Below are 24,948 nucleotides of genomic sequence, written 5' to 3' on the forward strand. Positions count from 1 at the left end.
CCATGTCACGTATTGGAAAATTGCCGGTCCCAGTCCCCGCTGGCGTCGATATCACCATCGACGGCCAGGACGTTGCGGTCAAGGGCCCCAAGGGTGCCCTGAGCCTGACAGTCGCCGAGCCCATCAAGATCGCCCGCGCCGACGACGGCACCATCGCCGTCACCCGGCCGGACGACGAGCGTAAGAGCCGCTCGCTGCATGGCCTCTCGCGCACACTCGTTGCGAACCTCATCACCGGTGTCACCAACGGTTACACCACCAAGATGGAGATTCACGGCGTCGGTTACCGCGTCGTACTCAAGGGCAAGGACCTCGAGTTCGCACTCGGTTACAGCCATCCCGTGCTGATCGAAGCACCCGAGGGCATCACGTTCACGGTCGAGTCGCCCACGCGATTCACCGTTGTCGGCATCGACAAGCAGAAGGTCGGTCAGATCTCTGCCAACATTCGTCGTCTGCGGCGTCCGGACCCGTACAAGGGCAAGGGCATCCGCTACGAGGGTGAAGTGATCCGCCGCAAGGTCGGAAAGACGGGTAAGTGATATGAGCCAGCAAACAGCAGACAAGGCGAACGTCGTCAAGCGCACACCGCGCGGCACCGACGTCTCGACGAAGCGTCGCCTGTCGAAGGCACGTCGTCACTTCCGCCTTCGCAAGAAGATCTCCGGAACGCCCGAGCGTCCGCGCTTGGTCGTCAACCGGTCCTCGCGTCACATCCACGTGCAGTTGATCGACGACCTCGCGGGCCACACGCTGGCCAGCGCGTCGAGCATCGAAGCCGATGTGCGCGCACTCGAGGGCGACAAGAAGGCCGTCAGCGCGAAGGTCGGCGAGCTCATCGCCAGCCGTGCGAAGGCAGCCGGCGTCGAGGCAGTCGTGTTCGACCGCGGCGGCAACAACTACAGCGGCCGCATCGCGGCACTCGCAGACGCTGCCCGCGAAGGCGGGTTGACGTTCTGATGATGACAATGACTGACAACGGAAGGACAGCCTGATGCCGGGACGTCAACGGCGTGACGGCGGAAGCGGCCCCGCCGGACAGAACAGTGGCCCCAACGCAGGTGGCGACAACAACCAGCGCGGCGACAACCGCGGTGGTGGCGGTCGTGACCGTCGTGACAACGGCCGTGGCGGAAACGCTGCGGACAAGTCGAACTTCATCGAGAAGGTCGTCACGATCAACCGCGTCTCCAAGGTGGTCAAGGGTGGTCGACGCTTCAGCTTCACCGCCCTCGTCATCGTCGGTGACGGCAACGGACTGGTCGGCGTCGGCTACGGCAAGGCCAAGGAAGTTCCCGCGGCCATCCAGAAGGGTGTCGAGGAAGCTCGCAAGAGCTTCTTCCGCGTCCCGATGATCGCCGGCACCATCACGCACCCCATCCAGGGCGAAGCCGCTGCCGGCGTCGTCATGTTGCGTCCGGCCAGCGCCGGTACCGGCGTCATCGCCGGTGGCGCTGTGCGCGCAGTGCTGGAGTGCGCCGGTGTCCACGATGTGCTGTCGAAGTCGCTCGGTAGCGACAACGCCATCAACGTCGTGCACGCGACCGTCGCGGCCCTCAAGGGTCTGCAGCGTCCCGAGGAAGTTGCGGCTCGCCGCGGCCTGACCCTCGAAGAGGTTGCACCCGCCGGAATGCTGCGCGCTCGCGCACAGGCAGGAGCGGTGAAGTAATGGCTCAGCTGAAGGTCACTCAGATCAAGAGCACCATCGGCCAGAAGGCGAACCAGCGTGACAGCCTGCGTACTCTCGGGCTCAAGGGCATCCGCCAGACGGTCGTCCGCGAGGACAACCCGCAGAACTGCGGACTGGTCAACACGGTGCGCCACCTCGTAACTGTTGAGGAGGTCTAACCATGACCATCAAACTGCACCACCTGCGCCCCGCAGCCGGATCCAAGTCGACGAAGATTCGCGTCGGCCGTGGTGAAGGTGGCAAGCGCGGCAAGACCGCAGGTCGCGGTACCAAGGGAACCGGCGCGCGTAAGAACGTGCCGGCACGCTTCGAGGGTGGCCAGATGCCCCTCCACATGCGGCTCCCGAAGCTCAAGGGCTTCACCAACCGCAACCGTGTCGTGTTCCAGGTCGTGAACCTGCGCGACATCGAGCGCCTGTTCCCCGAGGGTGGTCAGATCGGTATCCCCGAGCTGATCGCCAAGGGAGCCGTTCGCAAGAACGAGCTCGTCAAGGTTCTCGGAGACGGAAACCTCACCGTGAAGGTCGATATCTCGGCCAACAAGTTCACGGGCTCCGCCAAGGAAAAGATCGCCGCTGCCGGCGGTTCTGCAACCGAGGTATGAGCATTGCCTCGAAGTGCTGATTAGCAGCGCTTCGAGCAGCAGTTCGTGACGATGGCCGCAGCCACAGCTCTCGCAGCTGAGCTGCGGCCATCGTCGCCTACACGCAATGTCGTGTGTGTCGACCGATCGGCCAGGGTCCAACACTGACCGTCGGGACGTTCGATGCGCACTGTTAGAGTTCTAGAGTTCAGAGAAGTTCGTATCGATGCGGTCGATGTACGTCGTCCGCAGTCCATGCTCGTGAGGCTCACGGGAGCATCAGTCGCTCCCGCCGAAGCACTCGCGGCGTCAACGCAGTCGTGCCAGGAGGATCTTTGCTTTCCGCCTTCGTGTCGGCCCTCAGGACTCCTGACCTGAGACGGAAGATCCTCTTCACGCTCGGTCTGGTGGCCCTGTATCGCTTCGGTGCAACGCTGCCGTCGCCGGGGGTCGACTACGCCAATGTCCGAGCGTGCATCGACCAGGTCTCCGGTGGAGATTCGGCGGGCATCTACTCGTTGATCAACCTGTTCTCGGGTGGAGCGCTGCTCCAGCTCTCGGTGTTCGCGATCGGCATCATGCCGTACATCACCGCCAGCATCATCGTGCAGCTGCTCACCGTCGTCATCCCCAAGTTCGAGGAACTCCGCAAGGAGGGACAGTCGGGCCAGGCCAAGATGACGCAGTACACGCGTTACCTGTCGATCGCACTGGCCATCCTGCAGGCGACCGGCCTGGTGGCCCTCGCTTCGCGCGGCCAGCTACTCCAGGGATGTCAGCAGGACATCATCGCCGACCAGTCCATCTTCGGGCTCGTCATCATCGTGCTCGTCATGACTGCAGGCGCAGCCGTCGTGATGTGGTTCGGCGAGGTCATCACCGAGCGCGGTGTCGGTAACGGAATGTCGCTGCTGATCTTCGCCGGAATTGCCTCGCGCATCCCGTCCGAGGGCAACTCGATCCTCGAGAGCCGCGGCGGACTGGTGTTCGGGTTCGTCTGCTTCGCAGCGTTCCTCATCATCACCGGTGTGGTGTTCGTCGAGCAGGGTCAGCGTCGTATTCCGGTTCAGTACGCCAAGCGCATGGTCGGTCGAAAGATGTACGGCGGCTCGTCGACCTATCTTCCGCTCAAGGTCAACCAGGCCGGCGTCATCCCGGTGATCTTCGCGTCCTCGTTGCTCTACCTGCCCAATCTGATCGCGCAGCTCACGTCTGCGAGCACGGCAACAGATCCCAGCTGGTGGCAGCGCATCATCAACGAGTACCTGGTGAACCCAGCCAACCCCGTCTACATCGCGATCTTCTTCGGGCTCATCGTCTTCTTCACGTACTTCTACGTGGCGATCACGTTCAATCCCGAAGAGCGCGCCGACGAAATGAAGAAGTTCGGCGGGTTCATTCCCGGTATCCGCCCCGGCAAGCCGACTGCGGACTACCTGAACTACGTCCTCAGCCGCATCACGCTGCCCGGCTCGATCTACTTGGGCACGATCGCTGTGCTCCCGAACCTGTTCCTCGACATCGGCAGTTCCGGTGGAGGCGGGAACCTCCCCTTCGGTGGAACAGCCGTGCTGATCATGGTCAGCGTCGGCCTGGACACCGTGAAGCAGATCGAAAGCCAGCTCATGCAGCGCAACTACGAAGGGTTCCTCAAGTGAGACTTGTTCTGCTCGGTCCCCCCGGTGCCGGCAAGGGCACTCAAGCCGTTCTCCTCTCCGAGAAACTGGGCGTGCCGCACATCTCCACCGGAGATCTGTTTCGCGCGAACATCGGCGAGAAGACGCCGCTCGGCCTCGAAGCGAAGAAGTACCTCGACGCCGGCGATCTGGTTCCCAGTGAGCTGACTGTCGACATGGTCCGCAGCCGTCTCGCCGAGCCCGACGCCGTCAACGGTTTCCTGCTCGACGGCTTCCCACGTTCGGTCGGTCAGGCCGAGGCTCTCGTGGGCATTCTGGCCGATCTGAACGCAAAGCTCGACGCCGTACTGTCGTTCGTCGTCGACGAGGACGTCGTTGTCGAACGGATGCTTGCGCGCGGTCGCGAGGACGACAAGGAGGACGTCATCCGCAACCGCCTCAAGGTGTACCGAGACGAAACGGCACCGCTGCTCGACTACTACGCCGACGAGCTCGTCACGGTCGACGCCATCGGTGAAGTGGACGAGGTCAACGCTCGCGCGCTGAAGTCCATCGAGGATCACGGCAAGTAATGGCGTTCGGCCGTAAACGCAAAGTCGTACCGTTTCGTAGCGCAGGTGAGCTCGACGCCATGGCGGCTGCCGGTGCGGTCGTGGGTGCTGCGCTGGTTGCCGTCAGAAACGCGGCGGGTCCCGGGGTCTCGACACTCGAACTCGATCGAGTAGCCGAAGCGGTGATTCGTGACGCCGGGGCCGTTCCGTCGTTCCTCGGGTATCACGGCTTCACCGGCAGCATCTGCTCCTCGGTGAACGATCGTGTGGTACACGGCATTCCGTCCGCAGACGAGGTTTTGGCTGCAGGCGACCTGGTCTCGATCGATTGTGGTGCGGTCCTCGACGGATGGCACGGAGACTCCGCATGGACGTTCGGCGTCGGAGACATCATCGAGGCCGATGCAATGCTGAGCGAGGCGACGAGACTGTCGATGGAAGCCGGTATCGCGGCAATGCTCCCTGGTAACCGACTCACCGACGTTTCGCATGCCATCGAGTCCGGAACACATGCGGCGGAAAAAGCGCACGGCCGAAAGTACGGAATCGTCGACGGCTACGGCGGCCACGGAATCGGCCGCGAGATGCACATGGATCCATTCCTGGCGAACGAGGGTGCACCGGGCAAGGGCCCGGAGTTGGTCGTCGGATCGACACTCGCGATCGAACCGATGCTGACTCTCGGGACCTACGACACCGACATCCTCGAGGACGGGTGGACCGTCGTCACGACCGACGGATCGCGCTCGGCGCACTGGGAACACACGGTCGCCGTGACCGAGGACGGGCCACGCATCCTGACGGTTCGGCCCAGCTAGAACTACCAGGCCAACGATCCGTAACGACGGCCCCCTCGGATGAGTCCGAGGTGGGCAGCCGTCAAACGTAGCCACAGGCGCGTCGGCATCCGGGTCAGTGTGGTCGGCAGCAGTGGGTTTCGCAGTGCAAGCGCGAGTAGCGCGACGATCGTTGTACGGACTCGGAACGGCGGGCATCCGTTAGCCCGGTACATCCCGCGGACGTGGGCCGAGCCGTATCCGAGTGCCCCCGCTTGTGCCCAATTGTCTCGGTAGCCCGTACGCAGACGATATTCGACCAGTGGCTCGGCTATGAAGTGCAGGCGAGCGCCCGATTGCTGTGCGCGCCAAGAGAATTCCATGTCCTCGCTGGCATGAACGAATTCGAGCATCCCTCCGAGATCTCGGTAGGTCGACGCGTGGCACGCCATACTCGCTCCGATGACGAACGGTCGAAATGCTGACTTGCCCTGATTCGAAGGTGGGGCGAACGGAACGGCGGCTCGCGTGGATTCCGAGTTCAGTGCCTCGGTGCTCAGGCCGGTTCCCACGAGGTCGTAGCGCTCGAGCTCGGCAGTGATGCGCCGCAGCCACGTCGGGTGCACGACGTCGTCGGCATCGCAGAAAGCCAGGAGTGGGCCGTCTGCTGCCTCCGCCCCGCGATTGCGCGCGAAGGATGCGCCTGCGGTGCCGGACGAATCGAGGTACTTCAGATTCAGTCGGGTCCGTAGCTCGTGGTTCTTCACGAACTCACACACGCCGTCGGTCGAGCCGTTGTCGCTGACGATGACTTCGAACGAGCCGTCGTAATCCTGATGCGCGAGCGCGCTCAATTGTTCGTCGAGTAAATCCTTGGCGTTGTGTACGGGAATGATCACGGAGACGGCTGGGCTGCCTCCGGACGGGTTGAAACTCAAGAGTGCACCTTGCGGGCTCGGACGCTGCACGATTATGGGCGGACGAAACGTTAGCTTCTTTGAACGAGCGTGGCCAGCCGAGGTGTTTCGTGCCCGCTTCGCGCGCATTTGGCCAGATGTGTGTTTGCCGGTAACATAGATCGACGGTGCGCCCTGCGTACCGGATGTTCGCGTGCCCGCATGGGCTGCGAGCGTTTCCGGCGACACGCAGGCTCGAGCGATCGAGTCGGTCAGTGCGCATCACGGTAACGGAAACAGATGCAATCAACCAGGTGTGAGAGCCAGGATCGCGGAGGATATGGCCAAGAAAGACGGTGCTATCGAGGTAGAGGGCCGAGTAGTCGAACCACTGCCCAATGCGATGTTTCGCATTGAGCTCGAAAACGGCCACAAGGTACTCGCTCACATCAGCGGAAAGATGCGTCAGCACTACATTCGCATCCTTCCCGAGGATCGCGTCGTCGTAGAGCTCTCGCCCTACGACCTCACGCGTGGACGCATCGTTTACCGCTACAAGTAAGAGCTTCCCCGGCCACGTCCGGTCGGGGGGAACCATGCTCGGAGCCGCTGCCCGCAGTGGGGCCGAGCTACACACAGGAGATCAACGACGTGAAGGTTCAGCCGAGCGTCAAGAAGATCTGCGAAAAGTGCAAGGTGATTCGTCGTAACGGGCGAGTCATGGTGATCTGCGACAACCTGCGTCACAAGCAGCGTCAGGGATAACCACCGAGCTTTTCGCACGTCGGCTTGGCAACAGCTAGAAGATGACCTCCCAGCACCAACCGTGACACACGCGTTGCGGCATACCCCCGGCACGGAGGCCGGGGCCCCACTGAGTTGGTTGAAAGACGCTTCACACCCCAGCGGTGAGAAGGACACAGGGGACGGACTGGGAGCAGACCTCCGGACAAGAAAAGGAAATGCCACATGGCACGTCTCGCAGGTGTGGATCTGCCGCGCGAAAAGCGCATGGAGATCGCACTGACTTACATCTACGGCGTCGGCCGTACCCGCTCCAAGGAGATCCTCACAGCGACGGGCGTCAGCCCCGACCTGCGAAGCAAGGATCTCGGCGACGACGATCTGCGCAAGCTCAGCGATTACATCAACGAGTCCCTCAAGGTCGAGGGCGACCTGCGCCGCGAGGTTCAGGCCGACATCCGTCGCAAGATCGAAATCGGCTGCTACCAGGGTCTTCGCCACCGTCGTGGTCTGCCCGTCCGTGGACAGCGCACCAAGACCAATGCGCGTACCCGTAAGGGACCCAAGCGCACCATTGCCGGCAAGAAGAAGGCGAAGTAATGCCCCCCAAAGCACGCGGTACCGGTCCGAAGAAGGCGCAGAAGACGCGTCGCAGGGACAAGAAGAACGTCCCGCACGGATCTGCGCACATCAAGAGCACGTTCAACAACACGATCGTGTCGATCACCGACCCCGCCGGAAACGTCATCTCATGGGCGTCCTCGGGACACGTGGGCTTCAAGGGCTCGCGCAAGTCGACTCCGTTCGCCGCACAGCTCGCAGCCGAGAACGCTGCGCGCAAGGCACAGGAGCACGGCGTCAAGAAGGTCGACGTGTTCGTCAAGGGTCCCGGCTCCGGCCGTGAGACCGCTATCCGCTCGCTTCAGGCCGCTGGCCTCGAAGTCGGCACCATCTCCGATGTCACCCCTCAGCCGCACAACGGCTGCCGTCCGCCCAAGCGGCGTCGGGTCTAGCGGGAAGGAAAGGTTTAGAAAATGGCACGTTATACCGGTCCTATCACCCGCAAGTCGCGTCGTCTGCGCGTCGACCTCGTCGGAGGCGACCAGGCTTTCGAGCGTCGTCCCTACCCGCCGGGCCAGCACGGCCGCGCGCGGATCAAGGAGAGTGAGTACCTGCTCCAGCTGCAGGAGAAGCAGAAGGCTCGCTTCACCTACGGCGTCATGGAGAAGCAGTTCCGTCTGTACTACAAGGAAGCCAACAGGGCCGCCGGCAAGACCGGTGAGAACCTGCTGACCATCCTCGAGACTCGTCTCGACAACGTCGTCTACCGTGCGGGTCTCGCACGCACGCGTCGTCAGGCACGCCAGCTGGTCACCCACGGCCACTTCCTCGTGAACAACAAGCGAGTGGACATCCCCAGCTACCGCGTCTCGCAGTACGACATCATCGATGTCCGCGAGAAGTCCGCACAGACACTGCCGATCCAGATCGCCCGCGAAAGCTACGGCGATCGTCCGGTCGCACCGTGGCTGCAGGTCGTTCCCAACCGTCTTCGCATCCTGGTTCACCGGGTGCCGGAGCGCGCACAGATCGACGTGCCGCTCCAGGAGCAGCTCATCGTCGAGTACTACTCGAAGTAAGGCGCAGCACGCATGTGAGTCTCCTCGCGAGGCTCACATGCGTCTTCGCCTCCACACGTGGGCGTCAAATAGCGGACGCCCGTACAGGAGGAACACACAATGCTCATTTCACAGCGCCCGACGCTGACCGAAGAGGTCATCGCCGACAACCGCTCGAAATTCGTCATCGAGCCGCTCGAGCCCGGCTTCGGTTACACACTCGGCAACTCGCTCCGCCGCACCCTGCTCTCGTCGATCCCCGGCGCTGCTGTCACCAGCATCCGTATCGACGGTGTTCTCCACGAATTCACCACGGTCCCCGGTGTGAAGGAAGATGTCACCGACATCATCCTGAACCTCAAGGGTCTCGTGGTGAGCTCCGAAGAAGACGAACCGGTCACCATGTACGTCCGCAAGCAGGGCCCCGGCGCTGTCACCGCAGGCGACATCGTTCCCCCGGCCGGCGTGACGGTGAACAACCCTGATCTGCACATTGCGACCCTGAACGACAAGGGCAAGTTGGAGATCGAGCTCGTCGTCGAGCGCGGTCGCGGCTATGTCCCCGCCGTTCAGAACAAGGCATCGGGTGCCGAGATCGGCCGTATTCCGGTCGACTCGATCTACTCGCCCGTGCTCAAGGTCACCTACAAGGTGGAGGCCACCCGCGTCGAACAGCGCACCGACTTCGATCGGCTCGTTCTCGACGTGGAAACCAAGAATTCCATCACCGCGCGGGACGCGCTCGCTTCGGCGGGCAAGACCCTGGTTGAGCTCTTCGGCCTCGCCCGTGAGCTGAACGTCGAAGCAGAAGGCATCGAGATCGGACCCTCGCCCGCCGAGGCCGATCACATCGCTTCCTTCGGACTCCCCATCGAGGATCTGGACCTCACCGTCCGTTCCTACAACTGCCTCAAGCGCGAAGGTGTTCACACCGTCGGTGAGTTGGTTGGTCGTACCGAGTCCGATCTGCTCGACATCCGTAACTTCGGGCAGAAGTCCATCGACGAGGTGAAGGTCAAGCTGCATTCGCTCGGCCTCTCCCTCAAGGACAGCCCCGCGTCGTTCGATCCGACCACCGTGCCTGGCTACGACGCCACCACGGGTACGTGGAGTGACACCGACGCCGGCTCCTTCAGCGACACCGAAGGTGCCGAGCAGGACTACGCCGAGACAGAACAGCTGTAATCAGCTCGCTGGAGCTCTTACTAGGAGATTCATCATGCCCAAGCCCACCAAGGGCCGCCGTCTCGGCGGGTCGGCGTCGCACCAGAAGGCCATCCTGGCCAACCTGGCGACGTCACTCTTCGAGCACGGCCGCATCACCACCACCGAGTCGAAGGCCAAGCGCCTTCGTCCCCACGCCGAGAAGCTCGTCACCCATGCCAAGAAGGGTGATCTGGCCCATCGTCGTGAGGTTCTCAAGACGATCAACAACAAAGATGTCGTGCACAAGCTGTTCGCCGAGATCGGGCCTTTCTTCGCCGATCGCGACGGTGGCTACACGCGCATCATCAAGACCGTCCCCCGCAAGGGTGACAACTCGCCGATGGCCATCATCGAGCTCGTCAACGAGCAGACGGTGTCCAACGAAGCCGACCGCGCACGCCGCGTGAAGGCATCGAAGGCTGCTCCCGCCGCAACCGAGGCTCCGGCCGAGGAAGCGACCGAAGAGAACGTCGTCGAGGCTGTCGAAGCCGACGCAACGGACTCCGAGGTAGCGAACGCCGACGCAGTCATCGAAGGCATCGAGGACAACGACGCTCACGCGTCGGACGCCCCCGAAGCCGAGGAAGCAAAGAAGGACTAGTCCTTTTGAGCTCCGCGCACGATCGAAGCGGGCCCGCCATTCCCCCAGGGGAAGGCGGGCCCGCTTTGTCGGTACCCACCAGAATTCGGCTCGACATCTCCTACGACGGCACGAACTTCTCTGGATGGGCGCGTCAACCGGGTATCCGCACCGTGTGCGGCGTGCTCGAACAAGCCTTCTCCACCGTGCTGCGGCAACCGATCGAGCTGACCGTCGCCGGCCGAACCGACGCTGGAGTACACGCGACCGGTCAGGTGGCCCACTTCGATGCCGTCGACGTTCCGGATGATCACGACCGACTGGTCCGGCGTATGGCCCGGTTTCTGCCCACCGATGTTCGGGTGCGAGCAATCAGCACCGTCTCTCGCGATTTCGACGCCCGATTCTCGGCCTATCGCAGACATTACGAGTACCGATTCAGCACCGCGCTCTATGGAGTCGACCCGCTCGACGTCGCCGGCGTCGTGTCCTGGCCACGGCCCATCGATCTGGACGCAGTACGCGAAGCGTCGCGGGCATTGATCGGACTGCACGATTTCGCAGCGTTCTGCAAGAGGCGAGACGGTGCCACCACGGTGCGAGAACTGCAGCGCTTCGACTGGGAACGCAACGGTGATCGGCTCACCGCGTACGTCAGCGCCGACGCGTTCTGCTGGTCGATGGTGCGTAGCCTCGTCGGTGCAATGCAGGCTGTGGGGGAAGGACGTCGCACTCCGGATTGGGCGCGGTCGCTGCTGACGCGTCGCGAACGGTCCAGCGAGGTGACAGTGGCTCCGGCACATGGACTCTCGTTGGTGCGCGTCGACTATCCGCCGTCCGACATGCTCGCTGCACGAAACGCGGCCACCCGAGAGGTGCGAACTGCGATCTCGGCCGACGGATGCTGTGGGGGAGAGGGCTGACGAACCGCCGCCGGGGCTACTGTCGGAACGATGCAGCCGATACAACTAGCCATCGTCGTCGGTAGTGTCCGCGCCGGGCGCGTAGGACCCACGGTCGCGGCCTGGGTCCGCAGCGTTGCCGCCGAGCGCGCGAGCATCGAGGTGGTCGACGTGGATCTGGCCGACTTCGACTTGCCCGGCAATTTGGTCCCGAACGACGATACCGAGCGTTTCACCTCGACGATCGGGGCATGCGACGCGTTCGTGTTCGTCACGCCCGAGTACAACCACGGCGTTCCCGGATCGTTGAAGACGGCGCTCGACACCGTGAAGTACGAGTGGCGCGCCAAGCCGGTGGGATTTGTGTCCTACGGAGGCCTCGGCGGCGGAATCAGAGCTACCGAACAACTACGACAGATCACTGCGGAACTGCACATGGTGTCCGTTCGAGACGCCGTATCGGTGCACCGTGTGCGCAAGCGGTTCGACGACGAGGGTGGTATCGACGATGCCGCTGCCGTCGATGCCCTGGGTCGACTGCTCGATCAAGTCGAGTGGTGGGCCGGTGCGGTGGCCGGCGGACGGGAGCGAATCGACTATCCCGGCTGAGAATTCGTCAAGCACGCACGGCTGAGCGCAGACTTCGTGGCCGACCGATGAACGCCGTCTCCTGAGGGATCGTCACCAGTGTCAGTTCGATGTCGAGAGGGCCCGAGAGCACCCTGATCCGGTCGCCCGAGGCGTGCGGTTGAACTATCGACACGTCCCACTCCCGCCGCGGCAGTCCGCGCGCGTGCTCCGCGCCGTCGTCGCGCGGTACATGCTCGGTCAACGACATCACGGTCACACCCGAAAGTCGTTGCTGATCGGTCGGTTCGGATCCGTCCGCGAAGTCGTTCAGGATCACGTCGTACGACGTCCGAGATCGGATCGTGTGGCCGTCGACAGACAGGCGGTCGGGGGCACCTATCGCGTCGAGGAGTGATCGCCATGCATGCGGGCGGTCGCTCCGAACGAGAACTCTGGCTCCCGTAGCGACGGCGCGGAACAGCAGTTGCTGAGCGAGGTAGAGTTCCCCGGCGATCCGCACTCGGGCCAGGCCCGGCCCGAACAATCGCACCGCGACACCGTGTCCGGCGGCGTCGGAACCCAGGAGCTGGCCGCAACCGCTCACCGGAAGGTCCAGGTCGTCGAGGCTCGATACCTCGAGAGTTCTATTGGGGGACAAGGACTTCAGCCCGGGTACTGCCAGCGGTAGCTGTGCGAAGATACCGTCTCGTTGACTTCCGCTCATCGAGGTCAATCCGCGGACCGAAGGTTTCGCGACTCGGGCGCGGGCGGCGAATCTGCACGATCCACGGATGCGAAGCTTTCCGCTTTCGCGGGTCGGCTGCAGGTGGAAGGTCATCGTCGTCCCCAGGGACGGTGTCGACCACAGAGTGGCAATGTCTTCGGCAGTGATTGCGCTGCAGTCCATTCCGAAGCCGACGCTGGACACTCCCGGCAAGGGTGCCGTCGACCACGTCTGTGTCAGATCGTCGGTACTCACTCCCCGACAGAGGTGCAACACAGCCGATCGAAGTTGTGCGCTCGTGAGCAGGCGCGAGGGCAGGCCATCGGCCTGGAGAGCACGCAGGACGCGCGTGGTCGCCACGACGGCGGTGCGTGCTGCCCCGGCCCGGCTTCCGCCTCTGACCTCGATAGCCCGAGCATTGGACCGGACGTCGAGAGTGACAGCTACCCATACCGTCCGAATCGCCACAGCGGGTAGCGGACCGATGAGTCCCTCGTACACCTCGGTGGCAGCAGAACCGGGTGAGCTGCGAAATCCGAGTGCGGCGATGTCGATCGACGAGACGGCGATGTCGTGTTGCCGAAGACACGACGCCAGCGTCTCGATGGGGAGGGTGTACCGCGTATCCGCGCTCGCCCTGCCGAGAACCGTCTTCGTGTGCGCGGGCGGGAGGATCTCGATGATGCAGCTGACCGTGTTGCGCTGCCAGTGGACACCGACAGCCTGGCCCGTCGTGTCGTGATGGTCGGTGGTCACACCCACCTCGGGAAAACGGTTCGCGAGGAACCGCCAGAGGACCCGGAACCATTCGACGATCGGTCTGCGGCGAATGGTCACGAACGGAACGAGTGCCACCGCCGCGGCGGCGACCAGTGCCCATAACGGCCGCACCTGGCTTGCGAGCAACGCAAGACTCGTTGCCACTGCAGCGATCTCGGCCGTGATCACGCGTCGGAGCGTAGGCGCGGCGAAAGGCATCGCGGTTCGCCCGAGCCCGATCGAACCCGTACGTGCCATCCGAACCCTCCCCCCGAAGGTTGCCGTACCCATCGATCGCCGCCGAAGCGGTCGCCGAGGTGTGCGCACGAACTGTACTGTGTCGCGTGACTCGAATGGGGATCGGGTCAGATCGAATCCTGGGGAGGAACTGTGGCGTCGACGCCCACAACGAAGTGGCAGGTTGGCGGCTACCGCTTTCTCGTTCGCCGAATGGAACACGCGCTGATCAGGCGTGATGCCCGAATGTTGCACGATCCGATGAAGTCGCAGTCCCGGGCACTGCTGGTGGGCGTCGTGATCGCCTGTATCGGTTTGGCGGGATGCGCTGCGCTGGCACTGTTTCGGCCGCAGGACAAGATCGGCGATGCGTCGATCGTGGTCGGTAAGGATTCGGCCGCCATGTTCGTGAAAGTGAACGACGTGTTCCACCCGGTGCTCAATCTCGCGTCGGCCCGACTGGTGGTCGGCAAGCCCGACGACCCGTTGACGGTCAAGGAATCCGAACTTGCCTCGAGGCCTCGCGGAGCGCTGGTGGGGATTCCTGGCGCTCCATCGGCACTGCCGCACGACGCCGATGGTCGCGCCGAAGCATGGACTGTGTGCGACACACTCGATCCGATCGCAGGGGTCACCTCGACCACGGTCGTCGCGGGTGATCTCCGGTACGACGACAGCGCCGCGCCACTTGCCGATACCGAGGCATTCCTGTGGAGCTCGAACGGCACGGCGTACCTCGTGCACGACGGAACGAAGTCGCCGGTCGATCTGGCCGACCGGGCAGTGATCCGTGCACTCGGGCTGGAGGATGCCACACCGTCACCGGTGAGTGCCGGTCTACTCAATTCGGTGCCGCAGTCGCCGGCTGTCGCGGCACCGTTCATTCCCCGCGCGGGAGAGTCTCCGCAGTTTCCGTTCGACGGTCGACCGATCGGTTCGGTCGTCAAGGTGGCCGGTCGCGACGTCCAGTACTACGTCGTACTCGAGGACGGTATTCAAGCGATCAGCGAAACGGCTGCACTGCTCATCAAGTTCACCGACTCGCAAGGCAGTCCAGACATCGCAGCGGTCAACCCCGACGTTCTCCGAGATGCGCCGAAAACCTCGGTGGGGCTTTCGGTCTCGACGTTTCCGGAGACGACCCCCGTGATCGTCGACGCCGGTGAGCAACCTGTCAACTGTCTCACCTGGGAACCGCTCGAGGTGGCCGACGGCGGGCCGACGGCTCGGCTCGTGGAGTCCGCCGGTCGCGGGTTACCGCTCGAGTCCGGCGCGCAACCGGTCACGCTGGCTCAGGCCGATGGCGGAGGTGACGCCGTGGATCAGGTCTATCTGGCACCCGGCAGTGGCGGGTTCGTCCGCGGCACAGGAATCTCGACGTCGAGTACCCGTCAGGACAGCGTCTTCTTCGTGGCCGACACCGGGGTTCGCTACGGCGTCGAGGGCAGTGAAGCCGCGTCGGCGCTGGGGTTCGGGCCACCCGCACCGGCGCCGTGGGCGATCCTGCACTTGCTCGGCAGCGGTCCCACTCTCGGGCGCGGTCAGGCCCTGACGATGCACGACGGGGTTGCTCCCGACCCACAGGCCGCCGCGCTACCGACGAAGTAGCGCAACTCGTTACGGCCGGCCCCGCCGACGCAAAGGTATCGACAGCGCGAGACCGAGCGCCAGAATCACCGCGACCAGTACCGAACCTGTCACCGCTGCATTTCGCGGACGATGATCCGGTGCAGGCGGTGGAAGCGGAGCGCGCATCGCGACGCTGTCCGCAAGCGCGGCACGAGGTGCAGGCGTCAGGAGATCGGTCACCGCGGCGAGTGGATCGACGACGCCGTGACCGACGAACGGGTTCCATCCCTCGGCCGGTGCGTGCGCCGTTCTCTCGATTCGGTCCACCACTTCCAGCGCCGTCAGCTCGGGCCGGTGGGCGCGCACCAGCGCTGCGACAGCAGCCACCAGCGGTGCCGCGAAACTGGTTCCCGTCATGGGGTTCACACCGTCGTTGCCCCGAGTGCCGTTCGCCAGTCCGCTGCCCGAAGGCGACAGCGAGGTCATGTTCGAGCCCGGCGCGGCGACGTCGACCCACGGACCCGCAAGACTGAACGAGGACGGCGTGCCATCCGACTCGACCGAACCGACGGTCAACACGTCGTCGAACCAGGCCGGGGTTGCGATGGTCGCGAAGCCGTCCCACGGATCCGCATCGGGCCGAAGCGGATCCGCGTGCGGATTCTGCGCCTGGCAGGCCGTGCTGCCCAAATTTCCCGCTGCGGCAACGACGACGACATTTCTCTCACGGACGGCGTAGTGCACCGCGGCACCGAGGGGGCCGTCCGGCACACCGCCTCCCGCGGGTACGCAGGCCACCTCCGAGATGTTGATGACCGACGCGCCGGAGTCGACCGCGGTCCTGATGGCCATGGCCATCGTGCGCACGTTCCCGTACCCCGCGGCGTTCTCCGGCTCGGCGGCCTTGTCCTCCTCGGGTCGGTTGTCGACAATCTGAAAAACATTGCTGGACTGGCGGATCGAGAGTATGCGTGCATCCGGGGCACCGCCGGCGAATCCACTGCCCGGAGCGGTGTTCGCGGCGATCAAACCGGCGACCATGGTGCCGTGCGCATCGCAATCGAACAATCCGTCACCTGCACTGACGTAATCGCCGCCCGGGCTCAGACCCGACAAACGCGGATGAGTGGTGACACCGGTATCGATGACAGCGACCACCTGACCGGCTCCGCGAGTGATGGGCCAGACCGACGCGAAGTCCAGCGCTTTCTGCGCGGTCGGAACCTCCTGCGGGTCGGGTGTCTCGGACGGAAGAGCGCATGCATTCTTCTGTTCCGTGGGCTCGAGAGGGGCCGGGGGACTCGGTGCGGGTAGCTGGGTGGGATCGATCAGGGGACGTTCGGCACGAGCGGGAGAGACCCCGAGAACGGCATTCGACAACACGGCGAGAGCAGTGAGCACCGCAACGACGATTGTGTGCCGCCTGCGCGGCATCACAGCCCGCGGACGACGCTGTACAACCCGCACACCCACACGGCGACCGGGATGACCAGGGCAATGACGGCATACTCGAGGAGCTCGGCCGATCGTCGCATCACCGGCGAGTACGTGCGTGTCGGCACGAATGCGCCGAAGATCGATGCCGTCACGGCTCCGGCCACTGCCACGCCGAACAAAGCGAGGGAGTATTCGGGCAACGCGATCACGGCGCCGACGAGGAGAGACAACACAATCGTCGTCCCGCCTGCGACAAGCGGAACAGCATGTATAACAACGGCATAGGTACGACCTCGCAGTAGGAGAACGAGAGCGCACAGCGCCGCGAGCGCTACCGCAGGCCACTCGACGCCGCCCCCGGTATCGTCGGCCGCCGCAGCGAGAACTCCTGCCACCACGGCGACCGTGAACGCCAGCAGCAGACCGGTCAGGTAACTCCGCGCTCGTGCTGCGGCTCCCTGCAGATCCTCGAACGACATCGCGTCGAGTTCGGCTTCCTCGACCGTATCCAGCGGTGCGCCTGCCGTGGGAACCGGCGGAAGCGGCAACTTGGCCTGCATCATCGACACGCGCGCGGAGAGAGCAATTCCCGTGAGACCCGCCAGAGCCGCAGCAGTTCCGATCGCCGGTTGCGACATCGTGGTGAACAGCGTGCACACAGCCGCGAGGAACGTGAGCAACGCCAGCACGATCGCGGCGGTGAACAACGCGAAGCCGGTTCCACCGATCCGCAGGGTCAACAGGGCCGTCGCGCCGGCCATGGCCGAGCCCAACATCAGCTGCGCCGCACCGAATTGTCCTGGCACCAAGAGAGTTCCGCCGGTGAACATCAGCGTGACGGCACACCCGCCGAACAGCACCGCGACCGCGTCCTGCCGATACAGTCGCCCCAGAATCACCCCCGCGATCGCGAAGAGGATCGAGGCAATCACCGCAGCGACTCCCCCCACGATATCGCCCACATTCTCGGCTCCGGCGCGAATCGGCCCACGCAACACCGTCGCGCACGCCAACAACACCAACGATGCGGTGACGACCGAGCCCACGGTTCGCGCAGTGCGTGCCGTCCAGTGTGGGACGTCGTCGCTACCCGCTCTCGCAACGGAATACATGAGGTCGTCGAAGAGTGGAACCGGTGCAGGCCGCTCGGCGACGCCCAAGACGAGCAACTCGCCGTCGCGAACCGACAGTTCGGCGAAGGTCGCCGTCGGCGACAGCGGAGGCAACCCGATTCGAGCAAGCGTCCACGCCACGGGGACGCCCTCGGACTCAGGATCGACGTGGTACCCCGCCAACCCGGGTCGTTCCGCAGGCTCCACTCCCGCCACCCCAGGGCGTCCCGCGGGCTGCACTCCTGCAATTCCGGGTCGTTCCGCAGGCTGCACACCTGCAATTCCGGGTCGTTCCGCAGGCTGCACTCCTGCGATCATGTCGATGATCCCCGGAACGAGCAGCGAGACCGGAACGTCCACCGGCAGCGCCATATCCACCTGGGTGGACCTGGCCAATACCGTCACCCGGCAGACGTCCTGCGCGAATACGGAATGCGTTCCCGATGGCCGACGGTGTGCTTCTGGTGCGGTGGTCGACGGCACTGGGCCGACCGATGGACGGCTGTCGGCGCGTGTCATGAAGATCCCCCCGGATGCGTACTGTTCGTGTGCAGATGCCCGCCCCACTGGGCATCTGCGTGCACACCTTACGACATCAAGACGACTCGCAATCGTCCTTCACACCGCTGGCGGAGACTCGCGCTCAGGCTGCGACGAGGTCGCTCACCTGTGCAAGCAACTCGAAGGAGCGAAGCCACGATGCTCGATCGGACACGCCGGAGGCGACGATCAGCTCATCGGCACCCGTGCGCTCGGCGAATCGATCGAGGTAATCCTTGACCATGTCCGGCGTACCGACGGCCGAATACTTGGTCATCTTCGCGATCTGTTGTCCTGCCGGCGCTTCGAGAACCATGTCGGCTTCTTCGTCGGTGAAGGTCCGGCCTCGGCCCAGCAGCAGGCTGACGCGGCTGCGCTTGGTGCGGAGGAACTGAGCCTGCGCGTCGGCGAGTGAATCCGCCGCGATCACGTTGACACCCACGATCAGGTGCGGCTCGGCCAGCTGTGCCGACGGCCGGAAGTCACGGCGATAGATCGCGACGGCCTGTTCGAGCGCATCGGGTGCGAAGTGCGAGGCGAAGGCGTAGGGCAGTCCGAGTGCTGCGGCGAGTTGAGCACCGAACAGCGACGAGCCCAGAATGTAGAGCGGCACTTCGGTACCGGCACCGGGCGTTGCGTTCACCCCGGGGATCAACGACTCCGTCGACAGGTACCCCTGCAATTCCTGGACGTCCTGGGGAAATCGATCTGCGGACTCTGGATCGCGGCGCATCGCGCGCATCGTCACCTGGTCACTCCCAGGGGCGCGACCCAGGCCGAGGTCGATCCGGCCGGGATGCAGGGTCGCCAACGTGCCGAACTGCTCGGCGATGGTCAGCGGCGCGTGATTGGGGAGCATGATTCCGCCGGACCCGAGCCGGATCCGCTCGGTATGGGCAGCGACGTGGCCGATGAGCACCGACGTAGCGGACGACGCGATCGACTTCATGTTGTGGTGCTCGGCGTACCAGATGCGTCGATATCCCCAGTTCTCGGCGTGCTGAGCGAGCGTGACGCTGGCGTCGAAGCTGTCGCGGACTGATTCGCCCTCGCCCACATGTGCGAGATCGAGGATTGACAGGGGTACGGACACGGTGGGAGCCAGCCTTTCGTTCGTCGAGCGCACGGCAAGGGAGCCGCATTCATGTGTAACGGCGTCGGGCGGCGTTCTATTTCTCGCATCCCCGCGCAGTACGACCCCGGCGGCGGCACCGAGTCGGGCAGGCGCTCGATGTGTGCGTGGACCGCCCGGTCTGCGATGCGTTAGCCTGTCGTCCACGCGGCCTCGGGGGGAGGTCGCAGCGAGGCAGTTGTGGGGGCGCAGCCGTGGGGGCGGATCGATGAGTACCGTGCGCTTCGTTCGCGGCGCGCGCAGGGCAGTGCCCCGGTCGCCGGGCGGTGAGGTCGATCTGCAGCCACCACCCGAGATTCCGCGCGCAGTTCCCGGCAATCTGCTGATGAAATTGATGCCGTTGGTGATGGTCGCGGCCATGGTCGGGATGGTCGCACTGATGTTCACCTCCGGTGCGGCGGCCAACCCGATGATGTTGATGTTTCCGGCCATGATGTTGATGTCCATGGTGGGAATGCTCGCGGGCGGCGGCAAGTCCGGTGGAGCACGTACGGCCGAGGCGAACGAGGACCGAAAGGACTACCTGCGCTACCTCGATCAGCTGCGCCGCGACGTCGCCGAGACCGAGCGTGCACAGCGCAGGGCCCTCGAATGGAGCCACCCGTCACCCGAGACCCTGTGGTCGGTCGCCGGAACGGAACGAATGTGGGAGCGACGACAGTCGGACCCAGATTTCGCTCATGTGCGGGTCGGTCTCGGTGATCAAAGGCTGGCCACCCGCTTGGTACCACCCGAGACAGGGCCGGTGGAGGAGCTCGAGCCAGTGTCTGCGGTGTCGCTGCGCCGTTTCGTGCGTGCGCATTCGGTGGTGTCCGCGCTGCCGACGGCGGTGTCGCTGAGGGGGTTCGCGGCGCTGTCGATAGCGGGCGATCGCGACTGTGCGCGAGCGATGGTGCGCTCGATGTTGGCCTCGCTGTGCAGCTTTCACGGCCCCGACCACGTTGCAGTCGCGATCGTCTGCGGTCCGGACACCGTGGAGCAATGGGAGTGGACCAAGTGGCTTCCGCACACGCAGCACGACGCTGTGCGTGACGTCGCAGGGTCGGCTCGGATGATCTTCGGGAGCTTTCTCGAACTCGAAAGCGCACTCGGCGATGTGCTCGCCTCACGAAATCGGTTCGCACGCGGGGCAGTTCCGGTCCCCGGTGTAGTTCAGCTGGTGATCGTGGTGGACGGCGGACTTCTCGACAACAGGTCGACCGACCTCACCGACACGGGCCTCGATTCCGTCACGATCATCGACTTGTCCGGTCTCTGTCCCAGACTCGCTGCATCGCGCGGTCTCCAGTTGTTCGCCGAGAACGGATCGATCGGTGCCGTGAGCGGGACCGCGGTCGAGGTTTTCGCCGTCGCGGATTCGATGAGTACCACCCAGGCGCACGCCGTTGCCCGACGCCTGTCGCCGTTTCGCGCTCCATCCGCGTCGTCGGTGGTCGATGCCACCGGCGACGACGGAGTGCGAGTCTCGGGATGGAACAGTCTGGTCGGGATCGCCGATGTCGGTGCCCTCGATACCGACCGGGCCTGGACGATGCGTCGCGGCCGCGACAGACTGCGGGTGCCGATAGGTGTGGCACCCGACGGGAGTCCGGTGGAGATCGATCTGAAGGAGTCGGCCGAGAACGGGATGGGACCGCACGGATTGTGCATCGGTGCAACGGGTTCCGGGAAATCGGAGTTCCTCCGCACGCTGGTGCTCGGATTGGTGGCGACGCACTCGCCCGAACAACTGAACTTGGTGCTCGTCGACTTCAAGGGCGGCGCGACGTTCGCAGGCCTCGAGTCCGCACCGCACGTCGCCGCGGTGATCACCAACCTCTCGGAGGATCTGGCGTTGGTGGATCGAATGCGCGACGCGTTGGCCGGCGAGATGAACCGTCGCCAAGAGTTGTTGCGCTCGGCCGGAAACTTCGCGAACGTCTCGGACTACGAGAAGGCGCGCGCCGCGGGAGCGAATCTGGCACCGATGCCCGCTCTGTTCGTGGTGGTCGACGAATTCTCGGAGCTGCTCAGTCAGCAGCCGGAATTCGCCGAGTTGTTCGTGGCGATCGGCAGGCTCGGGCGTTCACTGCATATGCATTTGCTCCTGGCCAGTCAGCGCCTCGAAGAGGGAAAACTGCGCGGGTTGGACAGTCACCTTTCGTACCGAATCGGCTTGAAGACGTTCTCCGCGAACGAGTCTCGCTCGGTGCTCGGCGTTCCCGACGCTTACCACCTTCCCGCGCAACCCGGTGCGGGCTACCTCAAGTGCGATTCTGCGGAAATCGTCAGGTTTGCTGCAGCGTACGTCTCCGGCCCCTACGAGCCGCCACGGTCGAGTATCGGTGCGCGAGCTGTGCTGGGAGCCGACGTCAGGCCGAGGCCCTTCACTGCCTACGCGGTGCCACTCGATTCCATCGATGTCGGCCGTATCGAGGCCGCACAGGCTCCCGCGGACGAACCGGAGCCGGCCGAGTCCGAGACCACCGGTGCAACGGTGCTCGATGTGGTCGTCGGACGAATTCGCGGGCGTGGGATGCCGGCTCACGAAGTGTGGTTGCCACCGCTGGATACCGCACCCACGTTGATACAGCTGCTGCCCGAGTCGGTCCTGACCGAGCGCATCGATCCACGTTCGGGTCTACGTGCTCCGATCGGCATCATCGATCGACCGTTCGATCAGCGCCGCGATCTGCTGACAGTCGATCTCTCCGGTGCAGCAGGTCACGTCGCTATCGTCGGGGCCCCGCAATCGGGGAAGTCGACGGCTCTTCGGGCGCTGATTCTGGCGCTGGCCATGACGCATTCACCCGCGCAGATCCAGTTCTACTGCTTGGATTTCGGCGGCGGAACGTTGGCCGGTCTGGCCGATCTTCCGCACGTGGGATCGGTTGCCAACAGGCTCGACGTCGATCGGGTTCGGCGGACCGTGGCCGAGGTTGCGGGTGTCGTGCGGCAGCGGGAAAAGACCTTCCGTGATCGCGGAATCGACTCGATGGCGGAGTTCCGGCGTCGACGTGCGACGCAGCCCGTCGATCCCGACGATCGGTTCGGGGACGTCTTTCTCGTCATCGACGGGTGGCCGTCCATCAGATCCGACTTCGAGAGCCTCGAACAGTCGATCGCCACCTTGGCCACCCAGGGCCTTGCTTTCGGTCTGCATCTGATCCTCACAGCGTCGCGATGGGCCGAAGTTCGTCCTGCGACAAAAGATCTGATCGGTACCCGATTGGAATTGCGCCTCGGCGATCCGTCGGATTCGGACATGGGCCGTGCGAAGGCAGCGAGTGTTCCGGAAGGTCGGCCCGGACGGGGTATGACCAGGGAAGGACTGCACATGTCGATTGCGCTTCCTCGGGTGGACCAGCGGAGTTCCGTCGACGATCTGTCTCGCGCTGTCGGTGAATCGGTCGCGGCGATCTCCGCGGCATCCACGGGAACCCCTGCGCCGCCGGTTCGGATGCTGCCGGAGTTGCTCGAACGCTCCGCGATCCTTGCTCAGCTCGGCGATGCGTGGCCTCGAACACGAGGTGGCACTCCCGAACTCGGAGTTCCCATCGGCATCGACGAGGCCGAGTTGGCACCGGTGGTAGTCGATTTCGCGGAGAATCCGCACTTCGTGGTGTTCGGCGACAGCGAGTGCGGCAAGACGTCTCTGCTGCGCGGGATCTGTCGATCGCTCACCCTGGCCAATTCATCCGATCGGGTCAAGATCATCGTCGCGGACTACCGCCGAACTCTGCTCGGTACAGTCGATTCCGATCATCTGGCGGGCTACGCGGCCTCGCAGGCGACTCTGACGAGCATGATCGTCGACCTCGCCGGTCGTATGAGCGACCGCATGCCGGGTTCCGATGTGACCCAACAACAGCTTCGCGACCGGTCCTGGTGGGATGGTCCCGAGGTGTTCGTCGTCGTCGACGACTACGACCTGGTGGCCACGTCGTCGGGAAACCCTCTGGCTCCGTTGGTGGAACATCTTCCGCACGCACGAGACATCGGGCTTCACGTCATCGTGGCGCGCCGCTCGGGCGGCGCAGGCCGGGCATTGTTCGACCCGGTCATCGGGCGGCTACGCGATCTGGTGACACCGGGCCTGGTCATGAGCGGAAGCCGCGACGAGGGGAACCTGCTCGGGACGGTACGGCCCAGTGCCATGCCGCCCGGACGCGGCGTCTTCGTCGATCGCTCCGGTCAGGCTCTCGTCCAGCTCGGGCATTCCAGTTGACCGACTCGTGGCGCTATGCGGCAGTGCATCTGGGGTATGCCGAGGTCTCGGTCGTCGCGACGAGCGGCCCGCTCGAGGGACCGCGAGAGAGCGTCGGCTCGGCATTCGCCACGGTCGAAGGTGGCCGCCTCGTGTTCGGTCGTGCCGACGCGGCAGGGGAGATACCGCCCCTGCTGTGTATCGACGACCCGTACATCGCGGTGGGAACCTCGGTGTGGAACCGAGGCGAAGTGCTGCACGGGATCGTGTGGTCGGCACTGCAGAACGCCGGGGTGCACGACCGACTCGATGTACTCGAGATCGCGTATCCGTCGATCTGGGGCGACGAGCGCACGGGTTTCCTTCGCGCCACGTTCGCGGCGTCGGCGAACGAGGTGGTGCTCGTGGAGACGGCCGCGGCCGCGATCGAGTCGTCGGGTGAACGTGCGCCGTCCGCCGCGGTCGTCGTAGAAGTGGGTGCTCTCGATACGACCGTGCTCGTCATCGACCCGTCGGGGGCGCACGGCGGTGAAACCGGTGCCGTCGTCCCCTTCGGTGCAGGCGACGACGATGCCTGGCGGCACGCGGTCGGTGACCACGTTCGTTCGTCGGTCTCGCACTGCCCGGACGAGGTATTCGTGGTGGCATCGGCGAACGCTGGAGCCGACCTCGTCGTCGATCGCACCAACAGGTGGCTGACCGGACTCGATATCGCCAGGTCGCTGTATCGGCGGGCCGGCGCGGATCTCGAACCGGCACCGTCCGTCCGTGCCGCGACGACTCGGACGGCAGCGTGGCTCGACGACGTCACCGTGCCGTCCCCTCGGCGAAATCCGGTGTCCTCTCGAATCGCAGTCGCGGTCGGAATCGCGGTCGCCGTCGTATCGACATGTGCCGCGGTGTATTTCGTCTCCAGTTCGCCCGGGAGGGTCGAAACCGCAGGAGCACAGCCATTCTCGCCGATCGTGGCACCGAATAGCAGTACGTCGGTGTCTACCGTCGATACGGCACCATCGACCACGTCGACCGATGTACCTCTGCCGGTCCGAACGGTGACGTTCGTATCGGGACGGGCCTCGATGCGTCTGCCGGCCACCTGGACGAGGCTGGACGACCCGGACCGCATGGTGTTGATTCCGCCGACACCTCCGGACCGACGCATCGTCGTCACGGTGGCCGACCTGACGCCGGGTTCGACGCAGGATCAGGTGGCGGCCGAGCTCCGATCGGCTGTCGATGCCCGTGGCCCGGACTCCACAGTCGGGTCGCTCGAACCCGTCCGTGATTTCGGTGGTCGGGTCGGGATCGCCTACACGGAGACGCCCCTCGACGATTCGACGGTGCTCTGGCGGGTGTTCGTCGAAGCAGATCTGCAGGTCAGTATCGGTTGCCAGTTCGAGGGCGACGACTCGGCCGTGATCGACGCCGAATGCGACCTGGCCACCCAGAGTCTGGAGATCGTCCCGACGGCGTGAGAACCGACCACAGTTTTTCGAGT

The 24,948-nt window shown here is 64.6% G+C and carries 25 protein-coding genes; 20 read left to right on the top strand and 5 right to left on the bottom strand.

Annotated features, from left to right (window positions below; translation table 11 throughout):
* Positions 1–2: 2 nt before the first annotated feature.
* The 8 genes from rplF to map all read left to right on the top strand — a co-directional run bounded on the left by rplF (position 3) and on the right by map (position 5,279).
* Positions 3–542, top strand: a complete 540-nt coding sequence (gene rplF / locus ACQR3T_RS03225) for a 50S ribosomal protein L6 (protein WP_032376650.1) — start codon at positions 3–5, stop codon at positions 540–542.
* 1 nt (position 543) lies between these two features.
* Positions 544–960, top strand: a complete 417-nt coding sequence (rplR, locus tag ACQR3T_RS03230; protein WP_032365631.1) for a 50S ribosomal protein L18 — start codon at positions 544–546, stop codon at positions 958–960.
* A gap of 34 nt (positions 961–994) precedes the next feature.
* A complete protein-coding gene (gene rpsE, locus ACQR3T_RS03235; RefSeq protein WP_032365630.1) occupies positions 995–1,669 on the top strand; it encodes a 30S ribosomal protein S5 in 675 nt (224 codons plus the stop codon).
* On the top strand, positions 1,669–1,848 hold the full coding sequence (gene rpmD, locus ACQR3T_RS03240; RefSeq protein WP_428692519.1) for a 50S ribosomal protein L30: 180 nt from the start codon (positions 1,669–1,671) through the stop codon (positions 1,846–1,848). The genes rpsE and rpmD overlap by 1 nt, the downstream gene beginning before the upstream one ends.
* A 2-nt stretch (positions 1,849–1,850) precedes the next feature.
* Positions 1,851–2,294 carry a 50S ribosomal protein L15 gene (gene rplO, locus ACQR3T_RS03245; RefSeq protein WP_027496326.1) on the top strand — a complete coding sequence of 148 codons (444 nt, stop codon included), beginning with the start codon at positions 1,851–1,853 and terminating at the stop codon, positions 2,292–2,294.
* 314 nt (positions 2,295–2,608) lie between these two features.
* On the top strand, positions 2,609–3,931 hold the full coding sequence (gene secY / locus ACQR3T_RS03250) for a preprotein translocase subunit SecY (protein ID WP_032376651.1): 1,323 nt from the start codon (positions 2,609–2,611) through the stop codon (positions 3,929–3,931).
* Positions 3,928–4,482, top strand: coding sequence for an adenylate kinase (locus ACQR3T_RS03255; protein WP_037176583.1), 555 nt, complete (start codon positions 3,928–3,930; stop codon positions 4,480–4,482). Before secY ends, ACQR3T_RS03255 begins: the two co-directional genes overlap by 4 nt.
* Positions 4,482–5,279: a type I methionyl aminopeptidase gene (gene map / locus ACQR3T_RS03260; protein ID WP_032376653.1), complete on the top strand. Its 798-nt coding sequence runs from the start codon at positions 4,482–4,484 to the stop codon at positions 5,277–5,279. Before ACQR3T_RS03255 ends, map begins: the two co-directional genes overlap by 1 nt.
* 2 nt (positions 5,280–5,281) lie before the next feature.
* On the opposite strand, the gene ACQR3T_RS03265 is transcribed toward map, so the two are convergent.
* Positions 5,282–6,175 carry a glycosyltransferase gene (locus ACQR3T_RS03265; RefSeq protein WP_428692520.1) on the bottom strand — a complete coding sequence of 298 codons (894 nt, stop codon included), beginning with the start codon at positions 6,173–6,175 and terminating at the stop codon, positions 5,282–5,284.
* Between the two features lie 298 nt (positions 6,176–6,473).
* On the opposite strand from ACQR3T_RS03265, the gene infA reads away from it, so the two are divergent.
* The 9 genes from infA (at position 6,474) to ACQR3T_RS03310 (ending at position 11,793) form a co-directional block, all read left to right on the top strand.
* Entirely contained in the window at positions 6,474–6,695 is a 222-nt protein-coding gene (gene infA / locus ACQR3T_RS03270; RefSeq protein WP_005140011.1) for a translation initiation factor IF-1, read from the top strand.
* An 89-nt stretch (positions 6,696–6,784) separates the two neighbouring features.
* Complete coding sequence (gene rpmJ / locus ACQR3T_RS03275; RefSeq protein WP_025347279.1) at positions 6,785–6,898, top strand: 50S ribosomal protein L36; 114 nt, start codon at positions 6,785–6,787, stop codon at positions 6,896–6,898.
* Positions 6,899–7,102: 204 nt separating this feature from the next.
* Positions 7,103–7,477 (top strand): 30S ribosomal protein S13, encoded by a 375-nt coding sequence (gene rpsM, locus ACQR3T_RS03280; protein WP_008718227.1) that lies wholly within the window; start codon positions 7,103–7,105, stop codon positions 7,475–7,477.
* Positions 7,477–7,890 carry a 30S ribosomal protein S11 gene (gene rpsK, locus ACQR3T_RS03285; protein ID WP_027496331.1) on the top strand — a complete coding sequence of 138 codons (414 nt, stop codon included), beginning with the start codon at positions 7,477–7,479 and terminating at the stop codon, positions 7,888–7,890. Before rpsM ends, rpsK begins: the two co-directional genes overlap by 1 nt.
* A 21-nt stretch (positions 7,891–7,911) precedes the next feature.
* Entirely contained in the window at positions 7,912–8,517 is a 606-nt protein-coding gene (rpsD, locus tag ACQR3T_RS03290; protein ID WP_008718223.1) for a 30S ribosomal protein S4, read from the top strand.
* A gap of 99 nt (positions 8,518–8,616) precedes the next feature.
* Positions 8,617–9,681 (top strand): DNA-directed RNA polymerase subunit alpha, encoded by a 1,065-nt coding sequence (locus tag ACQR3T_RS03295; protein ID WP_032376654.1) that lies wholly within the window; start codon positions 8,617–8,619, stop codon positions 9,679–9,681.
* A 34-nt stretch (positions 9,682–9,715) separates the two neighbouring features.
* Positions 9,716–10,303, top strand: coding sequence for a 50S ribosomal protein L17 (gene rplQ / locus ACQR3T_RS03300; RefSeq protein WP_037147824.1), 588 nt, complete (start codon positions 9,716–9,718; stop codon positions 10,301–10,303).
* A gap of 5 nt (positions 10,304–10,308) precedes the next feature.
* Positions 10,309–11,205 (top strand): tRNA pseudouridine(38-40) synthase TruA, encoded by an 897-nt coding sequence (gene truA, locus ACQR3T_RS03305; RefSeq protein ID WP_428692521.1) that lies wholly within the window; start codon positions 10,309–10,311, stop codon positions 11,203–11,205.
* 30 nt (positions 11,206–11,235) lie between these two features.
* The gene (locus ACQR3T_RS03310; protein WP_428692522.1) at positions 11,236–11,793 is read left to right on the top strand and encodes an NADPH-dependent FMN reductase; all 558 of its coding nucleotides are present in this window, start codon (positions 11,236–11,238) and stop codon (positions 11,791–11,793) included.
* A 7-nt stretch (positions 11,794–11,800) separates the two neighbouring features.
* On the opposite strand, the gene eccE is transcribed toward ACQR3T_RS03310, so the two are convergent.
* On the bottom strand, positions 11,801–13,495 hold the full coding sequence (eccE, locus tag ACQR3T_RS03315) for a type VII secretion protein EccE (RefSeq protein ID WP_428692523.1): 1,695 nt from the start codon (positions 13,493–13,495) through the stop codon (positions 11,801–11,803).
* Positions 13,496–13,627: 132 nt separating this feature from the next.
* On the opposite strand from eccE, the gene eccB reads away from it, so the two are divergent.
* Positions 13,628–15,082: a type VII secretion protein EccB gene (eccB, locus tag ACQR3T_RS03320; RefSeq protein WP_428692524.1), complete on the top strand. Its 1,455-nt coding sequence runs from the start codon at positions 13,628–13,630 to the stop codon at positions 15,080–15,082.
* A gap of 9 nt (positions 15,083–15,091) precedes the next feature.
* Here the strand turns inward: eccB and mycP are convergent, their stop codons facing one another.
* The 3 genes from mycP to ACQR3T_RS03335 all read right to left on the bottom strand — a co-directional run bounded on the left by mycP (position 15,092) and on the right by ACQR3T_RS03335 (position 19,225).
* Positions 15,092–16,477 carry a type VII secretion-associated serine protease mycosin gene (gene mycP, locus ACQR3T_RS03325; RefSeq protein WP_428693042.1) on the bottom strand — a complete coding sequence of 462 codons (1,386 nt, stop codon included), beginning with the start codon at positions 16,475–16,477 and terminating at the stop codon, positions 15,092–15,094.
* Positions 16,477–18,111, bottom strand: a complete 1,635-nt coding sequence (eccD, locus tag ACQR3T_RS03330; protein ID WP_428692525.1) for a type VII secretion integral membrane protein EccD — start codon at positions 18,109–18,111, stop codon at positions 16,477–16,479. Before eccD ends, mycP begins: the two co-directional genes overlap by 1 nt.
* A gap of 124 nt (positions 18,112–18,235) precedes the next feature.
* On the bottom strand, positions 18,236–19,225 hold the full coding sequence (locus ACQR3T_RS03335; RefSeq protein WP_037147832.1) for an LLM class flavin-dependent oxidoreductase: 990 nt from the start codon (positions 19,223–19,225) through the stop codon (positions 18,236–18,238).
* Positions 19,226–19,472: 247 nt separating this feature from the next.
* Between ACQR3T_RS03335 and eccCa the strand changes: the two genes are divergently transcribed.
* Positions 19,473–23,471, top strand: a complete 3,999-nt coding sequence (gene eccCa, locus ACQR3T_RS03340) for a type VII secretion protein EccCa (RefSeq protein ID WP_428692526.1) — start codon at positions 19,473–19,475, stop codon at positions 23,469–23,471.
* Positions 23,468–24,925, top strand: a complete 1,458-nt coding sequence (locus tag ACQR3T_RS03345) for a type VII secretion-associated protein (RefSeq protein ID WP_428692527.1) — start codon at positions 23,468–23,470, stop codon at positions 24,923–24,925. The genes eccCa and ACQR3T_RS03345 overlap by 4 nt, the downstream gene beginning before the upstream one ends.
* Positions 24,926–24,948 lie beyond the last annotated feature (23 nt).

This window comes from Rhodococcus sp. IEGM1428 (genome assembly GCF_050321865.1).
GTDB lineage: Bacteria > Actinomycetota > Actinomycetes > Mycobacteriales > Mycobacteriaceae > Rhodococcoides.

Bases quoted from the DNA above. Each gene is read 5' to 3' on its own strand.
- rplF (WP_032376650.1), top strand. From the start codon at position 3: ATGTCACGTATTGGAAAATTGCCGGTCCCAGTCCCCGCTGGCGTCGAT.
- rplR (WP_032365631.1), top strand. From the start codon at position 544: ATGAGCCAGCAAACAGCAGACAAGGCGAACGTCGTCAAGCGCACACCG.
- rpsE (WP_032365630.1), top strand. From the start codon at position 995: ATGCCGGGACGTCAACGGCGTGACGGCGGAAGCGGCCCCGCCGGACAG.
- rpmD (WP_428692519.1), top strand. From the start codon at position 1,669: ATGGCTCAGCTGAAGGTCACTCAGATCAAGAGCACCATCGGCCAGAAG.
- rplO (WP_027496326.1), top strand. From the start codon at position 1,851: ATGACCATCAAACTGCACCACCTGCGCCCCGCAGCCGGATCCAAGTCG.
- map (WP_032376653.1), top strand. From the start codon at position 4,482: ATGGCGTTCGGCCGTAAACGCAAAGTCGTACCGTTTCGTAGCGCAGGT.
- infA (WP_005140011.1), top strand. From the start codon at position 6,474: ATGGCCAAGAAAGACGGTGCTATCGAGGTAGAGGGCCGAGTAGTCGAA.
- rpsM (WP_008718227.1), top strand. From the start codon at position 7,103: ATGGCACGTCTCGCAGGTGTGGATCTGCCGCGCGAAAAGCGCATGGAG.
- rpsK (WP_027496331.1), top strand. From the start codon at position 7,477: ATGCCCCCCAAAGCACGCGGTACCGGTCCGAAGAAGGCGCAGAAGACG.
- rpsD (WP_008718223.1), top strand. From the start codon at position 7,912: ATGGCACGTTATACCGGTCCTATCACCCGCAAGTCGCGTCGTCTGCGC.
- ACQR3T_RS03295 (WP_032376654.1), top strand. From the start codon at position 8,617: ATGCTCATTTCACAGCGCCCGACGCTGACCGAAGAGGTCATCGCCGAC.
- rplQ (WP_037147824.1), top strand. From the start codon at position 9,716: ATGCCCAAGCCCACCAAGGGCCGCCGTCTCGGCGGGTCGGCGTCGCAC.
- ACQR3T_RS03310 (WP_428692522.1), top strand. From the start codon at position 11,236: ATGCAGCCGATACAACTAGCCATCGTCGTCGGTAGTGTCCGCGCCGGG.
- eccE (WP_428692523.1), bottom strand. From the start codon at position 13,495: ATGGCACGTACGGGTTCGATCGGGCTCGGGCGAACCGCGATGCCTTTC.
- mycP (WP_428693042.1), bottom strand. From the start codon at position 16,477: ATGCCGCGCAGGCGGCACACAATCGTCGTTGCGGTGCTCACTGCTCTC.
- eccD (WP_428692525.1), bottom strand. From the start codon at position 18,111: ATGACACGCGCCGACAGCCGTCCATCGGTCGGCCCAGTGCCGTCGACC.
- eccCa (WP_428692526.1), top strand. From the start codon at position 19,473: ATGAGTACCGTGCGCTTCGTTCGCGGCGCGCGCAGGGCAGTGCCCCGG.